The following is a 16,178-nucleotide window of genomic DNA, read 5'->3' as shown; positions in this document are numbered from 1 at the left end:
CAATGCGTATTTTTAAAGATAGCTTTATTTATTTGATTGGGGAGCTTTTTGCGAAAAGTCTCCCCTTTCTGATGTTGCCATATTTAACGCGTAAACTTGGCCCCGATGGTTTTGGGGAGCTATCTTATTATTTGACATGGTTGGCTTTGTTTGGAGTTTTTGTTGGATTAAGTCAAGAAGGGGCAGTTACACGTTATTATTATTTTTATGGAAAAAGAGCATTAAATACAGTAGTTAAAGCAGGATATTTATATAATATCTTTATTTCATTTTTTTTGTTGATTATTTGTTGGTTATTAAAAGCTGAGATTATGGCTTATATAGTACTCGCAACAATGTTTCAGTCATTTATTAATGTTCAGTTGGCATTAAGGCAATGTCAGAAGCAACCTTTAAAGTATATAGTAATTCAAATTATTCTTTCATTAACTAATGTTATATTTACAATTGCTGCATTAGAGCTGTTTTCAAGTGATTTGGTTGCTTATCGAATATTGGCAATAGTATTTGCCAATGGATTAACATTTTTTATTGCGAGTATGATACTAGGAAATTTGTTTTCAACTGAGCATAAGTTAACTAAAAATCGCCTAAAAATGGGGTTAATGTATATTTTCTCTTTTGGGTTACCCTTGATTTTACATCAATCAAGTTTTTTTGTTAAAGGGCAGTTAGATCGTATTTTTATTTATCAACAGTATACAAAAGCAGAGTTAGGTATATACTCAGCAGGGGTGCAAGTTGCTGCTATTTTGCCTGTAATACTGATGGCTTTGAACAAAGCAATGGTGCCTTACTATTATCAAGGTTTGAAAGAAAATAAGTTGACTGTGGTAAAAATTAAAAAATATACACTTCTTTGTCTTCCTTTATCTATAGCTCCTGCTCTGCTTAGTTATATTTTACCTCAAGGTATCTATGAATGGTTTTTGGGTGGGGGATACACAGAGTCCAAATATTATATAATAATATATTTTTTAGGTTATGGTTTGACAATGCCTTATTTAATTATAGTGAACTATTTCTTTTTTTATGGAAAAAGTAAAATAATAGCAAATGCTAGTTTTTTTTCATCTCTTATATATATAATTTTTTTATTTATTTTAAGTGGTATTTCGATAAAACTTGTTCCATTTTCGTTGTTGCTAAGTAATATTTTTTTATTGGTTTTTTTGATGTATAGGATAGATAAGCAATGAGTATTGGTATTGAAAAAACTTTGGTCGGTTATGGAATCGTAAGTTCGTTGCACTTAGCAAATTTTATGGCTTATTGGAGCTTAAATAGTAGCGACTATAGAGAGTGTATAATATTTGTGGAAAAATATTGGGATAAAATAATAGTTGATGATAAGTATTTAAAATATTGCAAAAGCCAAGGGATAAAAGTTTTTGTTTGCTTAGATGATAAAAAAAGTATTTTAAAAGGTGAGAAAATTATTGATTTGGTTTTTATTAAAGATATTGGATATAAAGCTACAATCAATAGTATGTTAGATTGTAATTTTAATAAAGTAATTGTGGTTGATGAGGGGGTTTCAAGTTATACCTCATATTCGCATATGAAGAGAGCTGTTGAAAGAGAAAAAGGTGTAAAATTAAATCATTATAAATATTTTTTTAAAAAAATAATATCATCTTTTCTATGCTTCTTTTTTCGTAATTCATTCGAGAAAAAGCGGATGTTTATAAGTGGTTTGGAGATAAACCCTTTATATAAAAAAGGTCTTCTAAAGTATTTTTCAAATATGAATTCTGAAGAGGAGGTTTTAAATTTAAATAATGTGGTTTTGTATTGTTCCCAGCCTTATGTTGAGTTAGGTATTTGTGAGCTAAATGATTATTTATCGAATTTGAAGAAATTAAAAAATAATATAGAAAAAAAGGGTTTAAAGCTTTTAATTAAGCCTCATCCAGTGGAAAAGGAAATAGATTATAAAGCCATGGGTTTTAATCTATTAGATTATAATGGGATGATAGAAGAATATGTATATATAAATAGAGTGGGAAGTGTTATTTCTAATAATTCGACATCATCTTTATTGTTGCCTGCAATATATGGAGTAGAGAGCTTCATATTTAATTGGGATGATATAGATTCTTTAGGTGGTGATGCTGAAAAACTATTTAAGAGATATTGTAAGAAATATACCAGTATTAGTTTAGAATGAATATGTTAAATGAGGTCAAGTAGATGAATTCAAAGCTTTCTGTAATATTGCCTGTAAATCGTGATGATGGTTATTTAGATGCGGCAATTGATAGTATTTTAAATCAAACTTTCAAGGATTTTGAGTTATTAATAATTGCTAATAATTGTACTGATGAACTTTGGTCTAAAATTGAAAATATTAAAGAATCAGATATTCGGGTAAAATCTTTTAGACTAGATTTAGGAGGTTTGACTTTTGCATTAAATTACGGATTAAATATTGCAAAGGGTGAATATATAGCAAGAATGGATGCTGATGATATTTCTTTGCCTCAAAGATTAGAGAAACAAGTAGATTTTTTAGATAAAAATATTTCAGTAGTTGTTTTGGGAACACAAATTAAATATATTGATGAGAATAATATTTGTAAAGATATTCTTGCTAGTAATTTGCCATCTGATTTTAACCAATTAAGAAAATTATCATATTTTAAATGTCCTATCTATCATCCAACAGTCATGTTTAGGAGAACTATGATTTTACAAATTGGAGGATATAAGTATGGATTCTATGGTGAAGATTATGAACTTTGGTTAAGATGTATTCATCAAGGTTATAGAATTTCAAATTTACAAGATGTTTTATTAAAATATAGAGTTCATTCCTCTCAAGTTAGTGCAACTTCAAGTAATAAAAATATTTATATATCAAAAATGCTTGGTATATTTCAAGAATTTTATGGTGATAAGTGGTATTTTATCGGGAAAATTGTGCAATTAAAAATTTTTCAAAATATTATAATGAGAACTTCAAATCTTAGAAAAAGTTTATTTAAAAAATAATATATTTTTGGCAGCTAACAAGGAGTGAAAATATGAAGATTAAGGTTATTAATTATATAGATATTTCTATTATGTTAATTTTAATGGCTATTCCATTTTCATATTTTATTTTTCTGGGATTTAGGGTTTTTCCATTTCTTGTTTTATTGGGATACTTTTTTATTCTACTAAATCTTAAAAAAGTTGCAATAAATTATAATTTTATATTTTATATTTTTATGGTTTTTATTGTATTTGCTATGTGTTTTTATACACAAGACTTTTTTTCATTTTTTTCTATATTATTTTTTTTCTTAATAGCTTATTGGCCTCTATTTGTAGAAAAAAACAAAATTAATTTTAGCAGTTTTAGTAGGTTTGTTCATTTATATATTTTTTTTGGTGCCCTAATGGGGGGTGGGGTAATAATACAATATTTTTTATATACTAATTGGGGGTTGGTAATTGGGAATGTCGGAGAATTTTCTGAGCGTATAGGTTTTGGTTTTATATGGACAGACTATAGTTTTTTATCTTTATATTTTACGTCTATTATTCCATTAGTTGGATATCTTAAGAATACTGGTAATCTATTTAAAGTTTTATATATTTTATTTTTTTTGATGGTTTCATTGATTACTACTGCTAGAACAGGATTTTATGCTTTTGTTGTTTTTTTTATATTGGTATCTATTTTTATACTTTTTAATAAAATTATTTTAAGTGGTAGGTTTAGTAAAAAAAATATAATAATAGGTTTTGTGTCAATTTTCCCTTTATCTTTATTTTTATTTAATTTTTATACAATAAATAAGGATTCGAGAATTTTTAGCCTTGATTCAAGTGGTAGAATTAATGACTATATTGTCGCCCTTGACTTTTTTAAAGCTAATATGTGGCTTGGATCTTTTTATAGTAATGAAATTTATAGGGATAATGTTACCTTAGTACCACATAATTTGTTTATTTATAATCTGGTTTTAGGAGGGGTGGTATTTTTTTGTGTTTTTTTACTTTGGCTTATTAGTATTTTAGCTCATTTCCTTCCTTTAAGAAGTAACTATATTATCTACTCTTTAATTATTTGTTTAATTGGTTTTCAATTTGTTCCTGCTGTTTTTACTGCTTATTTCTTTGCTTTTCTAATATCATTAGGGTTTTATGAGTTGCGTTTGAAAAAAATATTTAATAGTGAGATTAAGATATGAAAATTTTATATCTTATTACAGGTCTTGGTGGCGGTGGAGCAGAAAAAGTTGTTGTCGACTTGGCCGATCAAATGATTAAACAAGGGCATACTGTAAAAATTTCTTTCTTACAAGGAGATACTGTTGTACGGCCAAAAAACCAATCAATAGAGCTTATTTATTTAGGTCTTGAATCTTTAACACAGTTTACACTTGCTTATCAAAAATATAAAAAATTAATAAATGATTTTAAGCCAGACGTCGTACATGCTCATATGGTACATGCCAATATTTTTGCACGTCTTTGCCGTTTTTTTGCGAAAACTCCACGTCTTATATGTACTGCACACAGCAATAATGAGGGTGGACGTTTGAGAATGTGCGCTTATCGCTTAACACATAATTTAGCGGATATAACAACGAACGTTAGTCAGGCAGCCAGTCAAAATTTTGAGAATTTAGGTGCTGTACCTCAAGGTGGAATTTTAACCACTTATAACGGTATAGATTTAAATTATTTCAATAAATGCAAATATGAGTTCGATGAGATTAGATCAAACTTAGGTGTTGATGCTTCTACCACTATTTTTCTTGCAGTTGGTCGTTTTCATGCAGCGAAAGATTATCCCAATTTATTAAAAGCATTTTCTATTTATCTTCAGCATCAAGAAAAAGTTGATAATTTAAAACTATATATAGCAGGTGATGGCGATGAGCAAGCTAGATTGGAATTAAAAGCTTTAATAAAAAAATATAATTTAAACAATAATGTTAATCTACTAGGTAGAAGAGAGGATATTCCTGCTCTAATGTCAAGCGCTAATTTTTTTGTATTATCTTCATCTTACGAAGGCTTTGGTCTAGTAATTGCTGAAGCTATGGCGTGTGAATGTTTTGTCATCGCTACAGATTGTGGAGGTAGTAAGGAAATCATGGGAGATACAGGAATTTTAGCCCCTCCTCAAAATAGTGAAGCTTTAGCTCAAGCATTAAAACAAGCGGTTGAAAAAACATCTTTGGAGATACAAGAAAATAACTTAAAAGCACGTCGACGTGTGGAAGAATTGTTTTCTTTAGAAAAGTCTGTTCAAAATTGGTTAAAATTGTATGAGCAAAATTAAAACGATCGTAATGATTGGCACTACAGCTGCATGTTTTTACGGTTTTAGGTCAGAGCTTATAAAGAACTTAAACTTAAAAAATATTACTGTTTATGCATTTACTACGGATAATGATGCATTAGAACTAGAAAAAATTAGTGTGTTAGGCGCGATTCCTATCTCTTACCAGCTTAATCGAGGTGGTTTAAACCCTTTAGCAGATATGCTCGCAACTTATAAATTGGCACAACAAATCAAACAATTAAAGCCTGACTTAGTTTTTTCATATTTTGCTAAACCTGTCATATTCGGTACGCTCGCTGCAAAAATTGCAAAAGTTCCAAAAATTATAGGTATGCTTGAAGGATTAGGCTACACATTTACAGATCAACCGAATGGTTTAAGCTCAAAAACTAAACTCATTAAAGCAATTCAAGTTTTTTTATATAAACTTGCGCTACCAAAGTTAGATCAGCTAATTTTACTCAATCATGACGATAAAACCGACCTGCTTATAAATAATGATATAGAAGTCAAAGAAACATATATTTTAGGTGGTATCGGTCTAGATTTAAATCAGTATAAATATTCACCTGTGACAAAAGATTTACCAATACAATTTTTGTTCATTGGCCGACTTCTAAAAGAAAAAGGAATACATGATTTTATTGCTGCTGCCCAGATTGTAAAAGAGAAATTTCCTCAAACAACATTCACTGTACTAGGTGGAATTGATGAAGCAAATTTAGGTGCTTTAACACAAGGTGAATTGACTCAATATATTGACCAAAACGTAATTGATTATCCTGGTCATGTTGAGAATATTGCTGAGTGGATTAAACAGTCTCATGTGTTTGTGCTGCCATCATATCGCGAAGGCGTCCCGAGAAGCACACAAGAAGCAATGGCAATAGGACGTCCAGTCATTACAACAGATGTCCCTGGTTGCCGAGATACAGTCATAGACGGTGTAAATGGTTTTTTAGTGCCTAAATGGAACCCACTGGCATTGGCAGAAAAAATGATTTATTTCATTGAGCACCCAGAGCAAGTTCGTATGATGGGCGATCAAAGCCATAGAATTGCGATTGAGAAGTTTGATGCAGAAAAAGTAAACCAGCGCTTATTAGAAATATTGGGAATTTAAAAATATGAAGGTCTTACTTACAGGCAGTAACGGTTTCTTAGGTCAATACTTATCACAATTCTTGGCTGAAAAAGGCAATTCTGTTTTAGCGCATACCCGTAAAGCCCAAACTTTTGACCATCCAAATATTCGCAATATCAATTTTGATCTGAATGATAATTTAGACAACATTGATCTGAATCAAATTGAAGTTATTATTCACTGTGCAGGTCGTGCACATGTCATGAATGAAACTGCAGAATCACCACTTGAAGCATATCGCCAAACCAATGTACAAGGCACATTAAACCTTGCACAAAAAGCAGTACAAAGTGGCGTCAAACGCTTTATTTACTTAAGCAGCATTAAAGTCAATGGCGAACAAACCACCACGCAAGCCTTTCATCCTAATGATGATGTCCACACAGATGACCCGTATGGCCTATCTAAATATGAAGCAGAACAAGCCTTACTTGCGCTCTCTCAACGTTCAGGTTTAGAAGTTGTTATTATTCGTCCAGTCCTCATTTATGGACCTAATGTAAAAGCCAACTTTAAAAGTATGGTGAACTTGGCAAGTAAAAAACTTCCTTTACCCATAGGTTGCTTAGACAATAAACGCAGTATGGTGAGTGTGTATAACTTGGCTGACCTGATTTATACTTGTATGACTCACCCAAATGCCAACCGTGAAGTATTTTTAGCCAGTGATCAGGATGACATTTCAGTCAAACAACTATTTGCTAAATTAGCAAAATATCAAAATAATCAATTGCTAATGCTACCAGTACCAAAAAGCTTGATCAGTTTTCTGGCAAGCTTGGTTGGGAAAAAAGCAGTGGCTTCACGTTTATGTTCAGAACTGTTAGTAGATACCACTAAAAATACACATCTTTTAGGTTGGAGAGCACCGTATAATGTCGATACAAGCCTAGAAAAAATGTTTAACACAGCGCATCAAAACTGAGCCTAGTCACAAATATGTCCATGCTATCCCTTTTTATTTTCTTTTTACTTGCGTTTGCGATGACCTATTTTATGCGCGCCTACGCCCTCAAGAAAAATATAATAGACAACCCCAATGAACGTAGCTCCCACAGTGTACCTACGCCACGTGGAGGTGGTGTTGCGGTGGTGTGTAGCTACTTATTGGCACTGGCGGTGTTAATCTATAGCCAACAATTGACACTACATATTGGCTTAACTCTTATGGCAGCGGGTTTTGTCATTGCTTTACTTGGTTTTTTAGATGACCATGGACATATTAATTCCATGCTGCGTTTAGCCATACATTTCTTGCTGGCCATTGGCGTGGTCATCAGCTTGGGTGGCTTTAGCGATGTTACAGCTTTTAATGGTCTGCAACTTGGCTTTATCGCCAATATCATTGCAGTATTATTTTTGGTGTGGTTGCTCAATCTATACAACTTTATGGATGGCATTAACGGCATTGCTAGTGTCGAAGCCATTACCACTGTCGTTAGCATGGCCATATTGTATTATGTACTGAATACTACATTAAACTCAGACATACTTTGGTTATTGGCAGCCTGTGTATTTGGCTTTTTACTGTGGAACTTTCCCAAGGCTAAAATTTTCATGGGCGATGCCTGTAGCGGATTTCTCGGCCTCACTTTGGGTATTTTGGCGCTCATCGCCCTCAAAGAAAACTTGGCACTGTTTTGTGCGTGGATCATTTGCTTAGGTGTGTTTGTGGTCGATGCGACTTATACCTTAATAAAACGCGTATTGAGCGGCTATAAAATGTATGATGCACATCGAAGCCATAGCTATCAAATTTTATCACGTAAATGCGGGAGTCATACCCCCGTGACGTTGGCAGTTGCCGCAATTAATCTATTGTGGTTATTTCCTATCGCTTATATGACGGTTACACAAGCATGGGCGTACCCTGAACTGGCAGTACTGATTGCCTATATACCATTGTTAATTGTGGCTATAAAATTCAAGGCAGGTCATCCAGATGCTTAAACCCAGCTTGTTAATTTTAGGTGCAGGTGGATACGGTTTGGCTGTTGCAGAAGCTGCAGAACTTAGCGGACAATGGCAAGAGATTATGTTTGCCGATGACCGTTGGCCTGAAACACAGCATGTAGATAGCTATAATATTGTGACAAATATTGCCAGTTTAAATCAGCTGGAGATTACGCATCTTCAAGCGATTGTGGCTGTAGGCAATAATGCCTTACGTCAACAATGGCAACAGACCTTGCGAGCCTTGGGTATAGAATTGACATCGGTTATTCATCCTAAAACAGTTGTGAGTCCAACAGCTGACATCGGTCTAGGGGTGAGTGTGATGGCAGGGTGTGTAATTAGTCGTAAAACTGTGATCAACGATGGTGTAATTTTAAATATTGGTACATTATTAGATCATGATGTGGTCATTGAGCAATTTGCCCATTTAAGCGTGGGGGTAAAAGTCGCAGGTGGTCAAACTATCGCCGCACATTCATTTTTAGAGGTTGGAACCTGTATTCTGCATTAAAGTAATACGGTGTTTTAAAATTCAAATATTAATAATTGTATATTTATGAAATCCATTATCGAACCTGCTGTAGAATCCCCCCGCTTAGTCAAACTTGCATTTTTAATGGTGCTGGACTTTTGTGTATTTCCTGTCTTGCTATGGCTATGTTATGCCATCCGCCAGTTTGATTTAGGCGCAGAAGTGGTGCCCAACTTAGCTTTTGGTTCGGTATGGGCAAGTGTGATTGCCGTTGTATCGCTGTTTATTTTTGGGGTATATCGCTTTATTGTGCGCACTTACAGCGAACTGTTTATGGTCAAATTGGGGTTGGGCACTGCTTTGACTGTGGCAGGGTTGTATGCGCTGGCTTACTTTACCGATGCCTTTATTCCCACTTCTATTCCGCTTATGTTCGGATTTCTCATGTTCGCATGGGTTTGGTTTAGCCGCGGTTTTATTCGCTTTATCGTGCGTTCTTATTTACAAGCCGATGTACAAAAAAAACGTGTGGCGATTTATGGTGCAGGCAATGCAGGACAGCAAATTGCAGCAGCACTCTACAATTCCGATGAACACTTACCCGTGTTGTTTATTGATGATGATCCCTCACTCACTGGGCAGCAGTTGGGCCGTTTAAAAGTCTATGATGCAAAAACAGCATTAAAAGTCATGCCAAAAAAGCATATTGATGAAATTTTGATTGCGTTGCCTTCGGTCGGACGTATGCGTAAAAGCGAAATCGTCAAATTTTTAGAACCTGCACATATTAAAATTACCGAAATTCCAGGACTGACCAAACTGGTCGATGGTGAAATTCGCGTATCGGATATTCAGGAAGTCGATATTATTGACTTGCTCGGGCGTGACCCTGTGCCGCCAGTGCCCGAACTGTTGGCTAAAAATATTCAAGACAAAATGGTCTTGGTCACAGGCGCGGGGGGGTCCATTGGTTCTGAACTGTGTCGCCAAATTGTCAAAAACAAACCCAAAGCCTTGGTGATTTATGAACTGACCGAATTTGCGTTGTATAGCATTGACAAAGAATTACGCTTAAATAGCGATGTCACGATTATCCCGATTTTAGGTTCAGTGTTGGATCAGGCCAAACTAGAGCGAGTGATGGAGCAGTATAGGGTTCAAACTGTGTACCATGCGGCTGCTTACAAACACGTACCCTTGGTAGAATGTAACCCTTTGGCAGGTTTGAAAAACAACGCGATTGGTACGGCATTTAGCTTAAATGCAGCGGTCAAAACAGCTGTAGAAACCTTTGTGCTCATTTCTACCGATAAAGCCGTGCGCCCCACCAATGTCATGGGGGCGTCTAAACGTATGGCAGAATTGTATTGCCAGGCCATGGCAGAAGCGCAAGATCAGACCCAAATTAGCATTGTCCGCTTTGGGAATGTTTTGGGTTCATCGGGTTCGGTGGTGCCGTTGTTTAAACAGCAAATTGCCAAAGGTGGGCCAATTACGGTGACTCATCCTGAAGTAACCCGTTACTTTATGACCATTCCAGAAGCCTCGCAATTGGTGATTCAGGCGGGTGCTTTGGGTCAGGGGGGCGATGTATTCCTGCTGGATATGGGGGAGCCTGTACGCATTCAGGACTTGGCCCGTCAAATGATTGCACTGAGTGGTTTAAAAGTACGAGAAACAGGCAGTCAGGAAGGGGATATTGAAATTCAATATTCAGGCTTACGCCCAGGCGAAAAACTTTACGAAGAATTGTTGATTGATGCCGATAATACCGAAGTGACCCAGCACAGTCGTATTTTGCGTTCTTATGAAAAAATGTATCCGTTGGATGAATTGCTGATGGTGTTTGAGCGTATGCATGACTTAACCGCAATTCAAAGCGATATCGACTGGGCTTTGGCGCAGCTTGAACACTATGTGGATGGCTATCAACGTGGTAAAGAAGTCAAAGTAAATTAAAATATCGAGATCAGGTTAAGACATATGATTAAAAAAGCCATTTTACCCGTTGCTGGTTTAGGCACCCGCTTTTTACCTGCCAGTAAATCTATCCCTAAAGAAATGGTGATTGTGGTCGATCGTCCTGCGATTGAATATGTAGTACGCGAGGCAGTTTCAGCAGGGATTGAGCAAATTATTTTGGTGACCCATTCCTCAAAAGCCTCCATTGAAAACTACTTTGACCGTAACTTTGAGTTAGAAACAACATTAGCACAAAAACAAAAACTGGATTTGCTTAAAGACATTACCGAAATTTTACCTGCGCATGTCAGTGTGGTGAGTGTACGTCAGCCACAACCTTTAGGCTTAGGGCATGCGGTTTTATGTGCTAAATCTGTAGTGGGTAATGACGCCTTTGCAGTGCTGTTACCCGATGTATTGGTTAAAGATGATGCGGCACAAAATGACTTGGCACGCATGATTCAGCGTTTTGAGCAAAGCCATGCCGCACAGATTATGGTCGAAGCAGTGCCAGAGCATTTGGTCGATCAATACGGTATTGTCGATGTAGCCACAGCACCTGCTGAAGGTGAAAGTACAGTGATGCAGGGTATTGTCGAAAAACCTGCAGTAGGCATGGCACCTTCTAATTTATCGGTAGTGGGGCGTTATGTCTTGCCTGCAGAAATTATGACTTTGCTGGAAAATACCCCTAAAGGGGCAGGCAATGAAATTCAATTGACCGATGCGATTGCCATGTTGCAGCAAAATAGTGTGGTGGAAGCTTACCGTATGCAAGGTCAGACTTTTGACTGTGGCAGCAAATTGGGTTACTTAAAAGCAGTGTTGCATTATGGGGTGGATCATCCAAAATTAGGCGATGATTTTAAAGCCTTGATTCAAGAGTTAAAGATTGAATCTTAAAGGTGATTAAGGGTGGAAAGATTAAGAAATCTCTCCTAGCCTTCCTTCTTACGCAAGAATCTAAAGCAGTGCTTAAACTCTTGCTCAGGGAGGAACATCCATTATAAAGCTTTTGCTAGTGCGAACTTCCCCCTTTGAAAAAGGGGGATTGAGGGGGATTAAAAAACCTGAAAAGTTATTCATATATGATGTAGGAAAGGATGAAATGTAAAAATCCCTCCTAACCTCCCTTCTTACGCAAGAATTTAAAGCAGTGCTTAAACTCTTGCTCAGGGAGGAACCCACGTGAAATAAACAGCATCAACCAATACACAGGAACACATTTTGAAAGTCGCAGTCTTTGGAAAAACCCTCTATGCAGGCGTGATGTCTGCACTCTTGGCAGAATGTGGGCATCACGTCTATTGGTGCGATATCTTTCAGGATGCTGCCCATCCATTGGAACAGCAACATCTGAGCTTTCAAGATCAAGCCTTGAGTCTGTTATTACAACAACAACGCAGCAAAGGCTTTTTACACTATTGTGATTTTGCTGCATTGCCTTTAGATGTGGATGTGTATCTACTCAGTTTGAACCCAACTGAAGAAGCCCACGCCTTAACCGTTTTGGGACAGTTGCAACAACGTCCGATTATTCACCCTAAATTGATGATCAATGCCTCGACTTTGGGTTTAAATGGCACACAGCGCCTGCAAAAAATCTTGCCACAAGATGACTGGATGTATTTACCCGACATGATTCAAGAGGGCAATGCCATTCAAAGTATGACCCGCGCACAGCAACTCACGGTGGGTTGTGAAAATGAACGTGCGCAAGTCAAACTCAAAGAATTACTCCGTCCTTTATTTCCACGTGCACAGCAATACCTGTTTATGCCCGTGTTGGATGCAGAATTTACCAAACTGAGTATTTCAGGCATGTTGGCAACCCGTATCAGTTATATCAATGACTTGGCGGTGGTGGCAGAAAAACTGGGGATTGATATTGAGCATGTGCGGCAGGGTATGGCGGCAGATAGCCGTATTGGTGCATCGTATATGTATCCTGGTGCGGGGTTTGGTGGTGAAAACTTTAGCCATGATATTCAGACTCTGGCCAGTACCGTATCCACCACAGGGGTAAAAAGTCAGCTGTTGGCACAGGTTTGGGATATTAACGAACAACAAAAAGAACTCTTGTTTAGAAAGCTATGGAATTATTATCAGGGCGATTTAAACGGCAAAACTGTGGCCATTTGGGGCGCAGCCTTTAAAGAAAATACCGCACGGGTGCAACATTCCCCCATTCATGTGATGTTACCTGCGTTGTGGGCGCAGGGTGTGACGGTCAAATTGCATGACCCACAAGCCTTGCCTGAAATTGTGGCACAGTATGGTCAGCGCGATGATCTGATTTTATGTGCAGACCAATACCAAGCCGTCGAAGGCGCCTCGGCATTATGTGTGCTGACCGCGTGGAAACAGTACTGGAGTTTGGATTATCCAACTTTGTTGCAGCAGATGCAGCATCCGCTGATTTTGGATGGTCGTAATATTTATGATCCTGAGTTTGTGAAGGCACAAGGTTTTGCTTATATGGGAGTCGGTCGCTAATGATGGGTACCACAACATCACAGGCAAATAATCAGCCACAGCAAACCGCCTTGCAGCAATTACAACAATTGCAACAACAGTTTCAGCAGCTGCATTTAAATCAGCTGTTTGCTCAAGATCCACAGCGTTTTCAGCGTTTCTCGGTAGCTTTGGATAGTGTGCTGTTTGATTATAGCAAGCATCGGATTGATGCCAACGTGTTGCAGACCCTGGTTCAGTTTGCACAACAGAGTCAGCTTGCTGAGTGGATTGGACGTTTATTTTCAACGGCAACGGGCTCAGAGAAAATCAACTATACCGAACAGCGCGATGCGATGCATTGGGCCTTGCGTTTGCCTGCGACCAGTACAGCAGCATGCGCTTCCGAACAGGGCGATGCCTACGCTGCATTGACTGAGCAAGTCCATACCCAGCTTGAGCGTATGTATGCCTTGGTGGAAAAAATTCATGCAGGCCAATACCGTGGTGCCACGGGTGAAGTGATTCAGGATGTGGTTAATATTGGTGTGGGTGGCTCAGATTTAGGCCCGTTGATGGTGACCCAAGCCTTATCTGATTTTAAAGTGGCGACAGAAAAACCACTGAATGTACATTTTGTGTCCACCATGGATGGCAGCCAGTTATCTGAATTGCTGCATCGTCTGCGTCCTGAAACTACTTTATTTATTATTTCGTCCAAGTCTTTTGGCACCATTGATACCTTATCCAATGCACAAACGGTGAAACAATGGCTAGAAAAGGCCTTGGGCACACACACGCAAATTCTGAAACATCACTTTATTGGGGTATCCACCAAAGCCGATAAAATGACCGCTTGGGGCATTTGTCCTGAAAATCAGCTCTTGCTTTGGGATTGGGTGGGTGGTCGCTATTCGTTATGGTCGTGTATTGGCTTACCGATTGCCCTGACCATTGGCGTTGCGGGTTTTCAGCGGTTTTTAGCAGGTGCACATGCGGTTGATCAGCATTTTCAAACTGCTGCATTTGATCAGAACATCCCAGTGCTGATGGGCTTGCTGGGGGTGTGGAATAATAATTTCCTGAATATTCAGACTCATGCGGTCTTGCCTTATGATGGACGTTTAAAATACTTCGCTTCGTATTTACAGCAATTAGAAATGGAATCCAATGGCAAGTCGATTCAGCGTAATGGCGAGGCGGTTAGCTTGGATACTTGCCCGATTGTTTGGGGGGAGGTTGGTCCGAATGCACAGCATGCGTTCTATCAATTGTTGCATCAAGGGACGCATGCGGTTAGCTGCGATTTTATTGCCCCTGTGCAGCGTTATAATGCCAATCAATTTACTTATGCCGAAAATGCCGAGGCTTTGGTGGAGCAGCATCATTTAGCCTTGTCCAATTGCTTGGCGCAGTCGCGGCTTTTGGCCTTTGGCAATCAGGCTTTAGATCAGCAGGAATTAGATGGCTTAGCGGCGTATAAGCAGTACAGTGGTAATCAGCCAAGTAGCAGTATTTTATTGCAAGAACTCAATCCGTATAGTTTGGGCATGTTGATTGCTTTGTATGAACACAAAGTCTTTGTACAATCGGTGCTGTGGAATATCAATCCCTTTGACCAATGGGGCGTAGAAAAAGGCAAGGAAATTGCCAATCAGCTCTTGCCGATTTTAAATGGGCAGCAACAGGATTTATCTGCACTCGATGCATCGACTCAAGGTTTATTAAAAATTTTATTAGGAAAAATAGATGGCTAATATTTTAGTCACAGGCGGTGCGGGCTATATCGGTTCACATACCTGTGTCGAGTTGCTGAATGCAGGGCACAGCGTGGTGGTGCTAGATAATTTATCCAATAGCTCGGCAGAATCATTGGCGCGGGTGCAGCAACTGACGGGCAAAACCTTGCAATTTATTCAGGGTGATATTCGTGATGCTGCTGCTTTGGATGCTGTGTTTGAGGAACATCAAATTGATGCGGTGATTCATTTTGCAGGACTTAAAGCAGTGGGAGAAAGCCAACAAATTCCACTGAGCTATTTTGATAATAATATTGCAGGTTCAATCAGTCTGATTCAGGCGATGCAACGCGCTAATGTATTTAAACTGGTGTTTAGCTCATCCGCCACGGTATATGATGAAGCCAATATTTCACCACTGAATGAAGATATGCCAACAGGAATGCCAAGCAATAACTATGGCTATACCAAACTGATTGTGGAACAGCTTTTACAAAAAGCAGCCCTTGCCGATGCACGTTGGTCGATTGCGCTATTGCGTTATTTTAACCCTGTGGGGGCACATAAAAGTGGTTGCATTGGCGAAGACCCACAAGGTATTCCAAATAATTTAATGCCTTATGTCACCCAAGTGGCGGTGGGACGTCGTGAAAAGTTGTCGATTTTTGGGCAGGATTATGCCACGCCAGATGGTACAGGGGTGCGCGATTATATTCATGTGGTCGATTTGGCCAATGCGCATTTATGTGCCTTGAATAACCGTTTGACTGCACAGGGTTGCCGTGCTTGGAATATTGGTACGGGTAATGGTATTTCGGTGCTGCAAGTGAAGAATACTTTTGAACAGGTCAATGGTGTGCAGATTCCATTTGAGTTTGCACCACGTCGTGAAGGCGATGTGGCAACCTCTTTTGCAGATAATAGCCGCGCCGTGCAAGAACTGGGTTGGACTCCACAATATGGCTTAGAAGATATGTTAGCCGATAGTTGGAACTGGCAAAAGCAGAATCCGAATGGTTATCGTTAAGATGAATGATTCCAGCTATACACTCAGCCACAAAGTTTAGGGCATAAAAACGGGAGTCAGTTTTGACTGTTCCTTAAAATGTATTCAAACATACTCAAGGACTAATTCGCACTCTGTTAATGTCTTGTTGCCAAGCGTGT

General features: G+C 38.1%; 14 protein-coding genes. All 14 read left to right on the top strand.

What is annotated here, in order from left to right; genetic code table 11:
- The first annotated feature begins 2 nt into the window (after positions 1 to 2).
- Positions 3 to 1,199: an oligosaccharide flippase family protein gene (locus CF596_RS11870; protein WP_096902585.1), complete on the top strand. Its 1,197-nt coding sequence runs from the start codon at positions 3 to 5 to the stop codon at positions 1,197 to 1,199.
- On the top strand, positions 1,196 to 2,170 hold the full coding sequence (locus tag CF596_RS11865; protein ID WP_096902584.1) for a polysialyltransferase family glycosyltransferase: 975 nt from the start codon (positions 1,196 to 1,198) through the stop codon (positions 2,168 to 2,170). The genes CF596_RS11870 and CF596_RS11865 overlap by 4 nt, the downstream gene beginning before the upstream one ends.
- A 23-nt stretch (positions 2,171 to 2,193) precedes the next feature.
- Positions 2,194 to 2,994 (top strand): glycosyltransferase, encoded by an 801-nt coding sequence (locus tag CF596_RS11860; protein ID WP_096902583.1) that lies wholly within the window; start codon positions 2,194 to 2,196, stop codon positions 2,992 to 2,994.
- 32 nt (positions 2,995 to 3,026) lie between these two features.
- On the top strand, positions 3,027 to 4,181 hold the full coding sequence (locus tag CF596_RS11855; RefSeq protein WP_096902582.1) for an O-antigen polymerase: 1,155 nt from the start codon (positions 3,027 to 3,029) through the stop codon (positions 4,179 to 4,181).
- Positions 4,178 to 5,281 carry a glycosyltransferase gene (locus CF596_RS11850; RefSeq protein WP_096902581.1) on the top strand — a complete coding sequence of 368 codons (1,104 nt, stop codon included), beginning with the start codon at positions 4,178 to 4,180 and terminating at the stop codon, positions 5,279 to 5,281. Before CF596_RS11855 ends, CF596_RS11850 begins: the two co-directional genes overlap by 4 nt.
- Entirely contained in the window at positions 5,268 to 6,407 is a 1,140-nt protein-coding gene (locus CF596_RS11845; protein WP_171324999.1) for a glycosyltransferase family 4 protein, read from the top strand. Before CF596_RS11850 ends, CF596_RS11845 begins: the two co-directional genes overlap by 14 nt.
- 4 nt (positions 6,408 to 6,411) lie before the next feature.
- Positions 6,412 to 7,353: an NAD-dependent epimerase/dehydratase family protein gene (locus tag CF596_RS11840; protein ID WP_096902580.1), complete on the top strand. Its 942-nt coding sequence runs from the start codon at positions 6,412 to 6,414 to the stop codon at positions 7,351 to 7,353.
- Positions 7,354 to 7,367: 14 nt separating this feature from the next.
- Positions 7,368 to 8,378, top strand: coding sequence for a glycosyltransferase family 4 protein (locus tag CF596_RS11835; RefSeq protein ID WP_096902579.1), 1,011 nt, complete (start codon positions 7,368 to 7,370; stop codon positions 8,376 to 8,378).
- Positions 8,371 to 8,895, top strand: a complete 525-nt coding sequence (locus tag CF596_RS11830) for an acetyltransferase (RefSeq protein WP_096902578.1) — start codon at positions 8,371 to 8,373, stop codon at positions 8,893 to 8,895. The genes CF596_RS11835 and CF596_RS11830 overlap by 8 nt, the downstream gene beginning before the upstream one ends.
- Positions 8,896 to 8,940: 45 nt before the next feature.
- On the top strand, positions 8,941 to 10,815 hold the full coding sequence (locus CF596_RS11825; RefSeq protein ID WP_096902577.1) for a nucleoside-diphosphate sugar epimerase/dehydratase: 1,875 nt from the start codon (positions 8,941 to 8,943) through the stop codon (positions 10,813 to 10,815).
- Between the two features lie 24 nt (positions 10,816 to 10,839).
- Entirely contained in the window at positions 10,840 to 11,721 is an 882-nt protein-coding gene (gene galU / locus CF596_RS11820; protein WP_096902576.1) for a UTP--glucose-1-phosphate uridylyltransferase GalU, read from the top strand.
- A 324-nt stretch (positions 11,722 to 12,045) separates the two neighbouring features.
- Complete coding sequence (locus CF596_RS11815; RefSeq protein WP_096902575.1) at positions 12,046 to 13,314, top strand: nucleotide sugar dehydrogenase; 1,269 nt, start codon at positions 12,046 to 12,048, stop codon at positions 13,312 to 13,314.
- A complete protein-coding gene (gene pgi / locus CF596_RS11810) occupies positions 13,314 to 15,029 on the top strand; it encodes a glucose-6-phosphate isomerase (RefSeq protein WP_096902574.1) in 1,716 nt (571 codons plus the stop codon). The genes CF596_RS11815 and pgi overlap by 1 nt, the downstream gene beginning before the upstream one ends.
- Positions 15,022 to 16,038 (top strand): UDP-glucose 4-epimerase GalE, encoded by a 1,017-nt coding sequence (gene galE, locus CF596_RS11805; protein ID WP_096902573.1) that lies wholly within the window; start codon positions 15,022 to 15,024, stop codon positions 16,036 to 16,038. Before pgi ends, galE begins: the two co-directional genes overlap by 8 nt.
- Positions 16,039 to 16,178 lie beyond the last annotated feature (140 nt).

This window comes from Acinetobacter sp. YT-02, from assembly GCF_002412355.1.
GTDB classification, from domain to species: Bacteria; Pseudomonadota; Gammaproteobacteria; order Pseudomonadales; family Moraxellaceae; genus Acinetobacter; species Acinetobacter towneri.
Note: the sequence above shows the minus strand (reverse complement) of the source record. Positions and strands in the feature narration are given on the sequence as shown.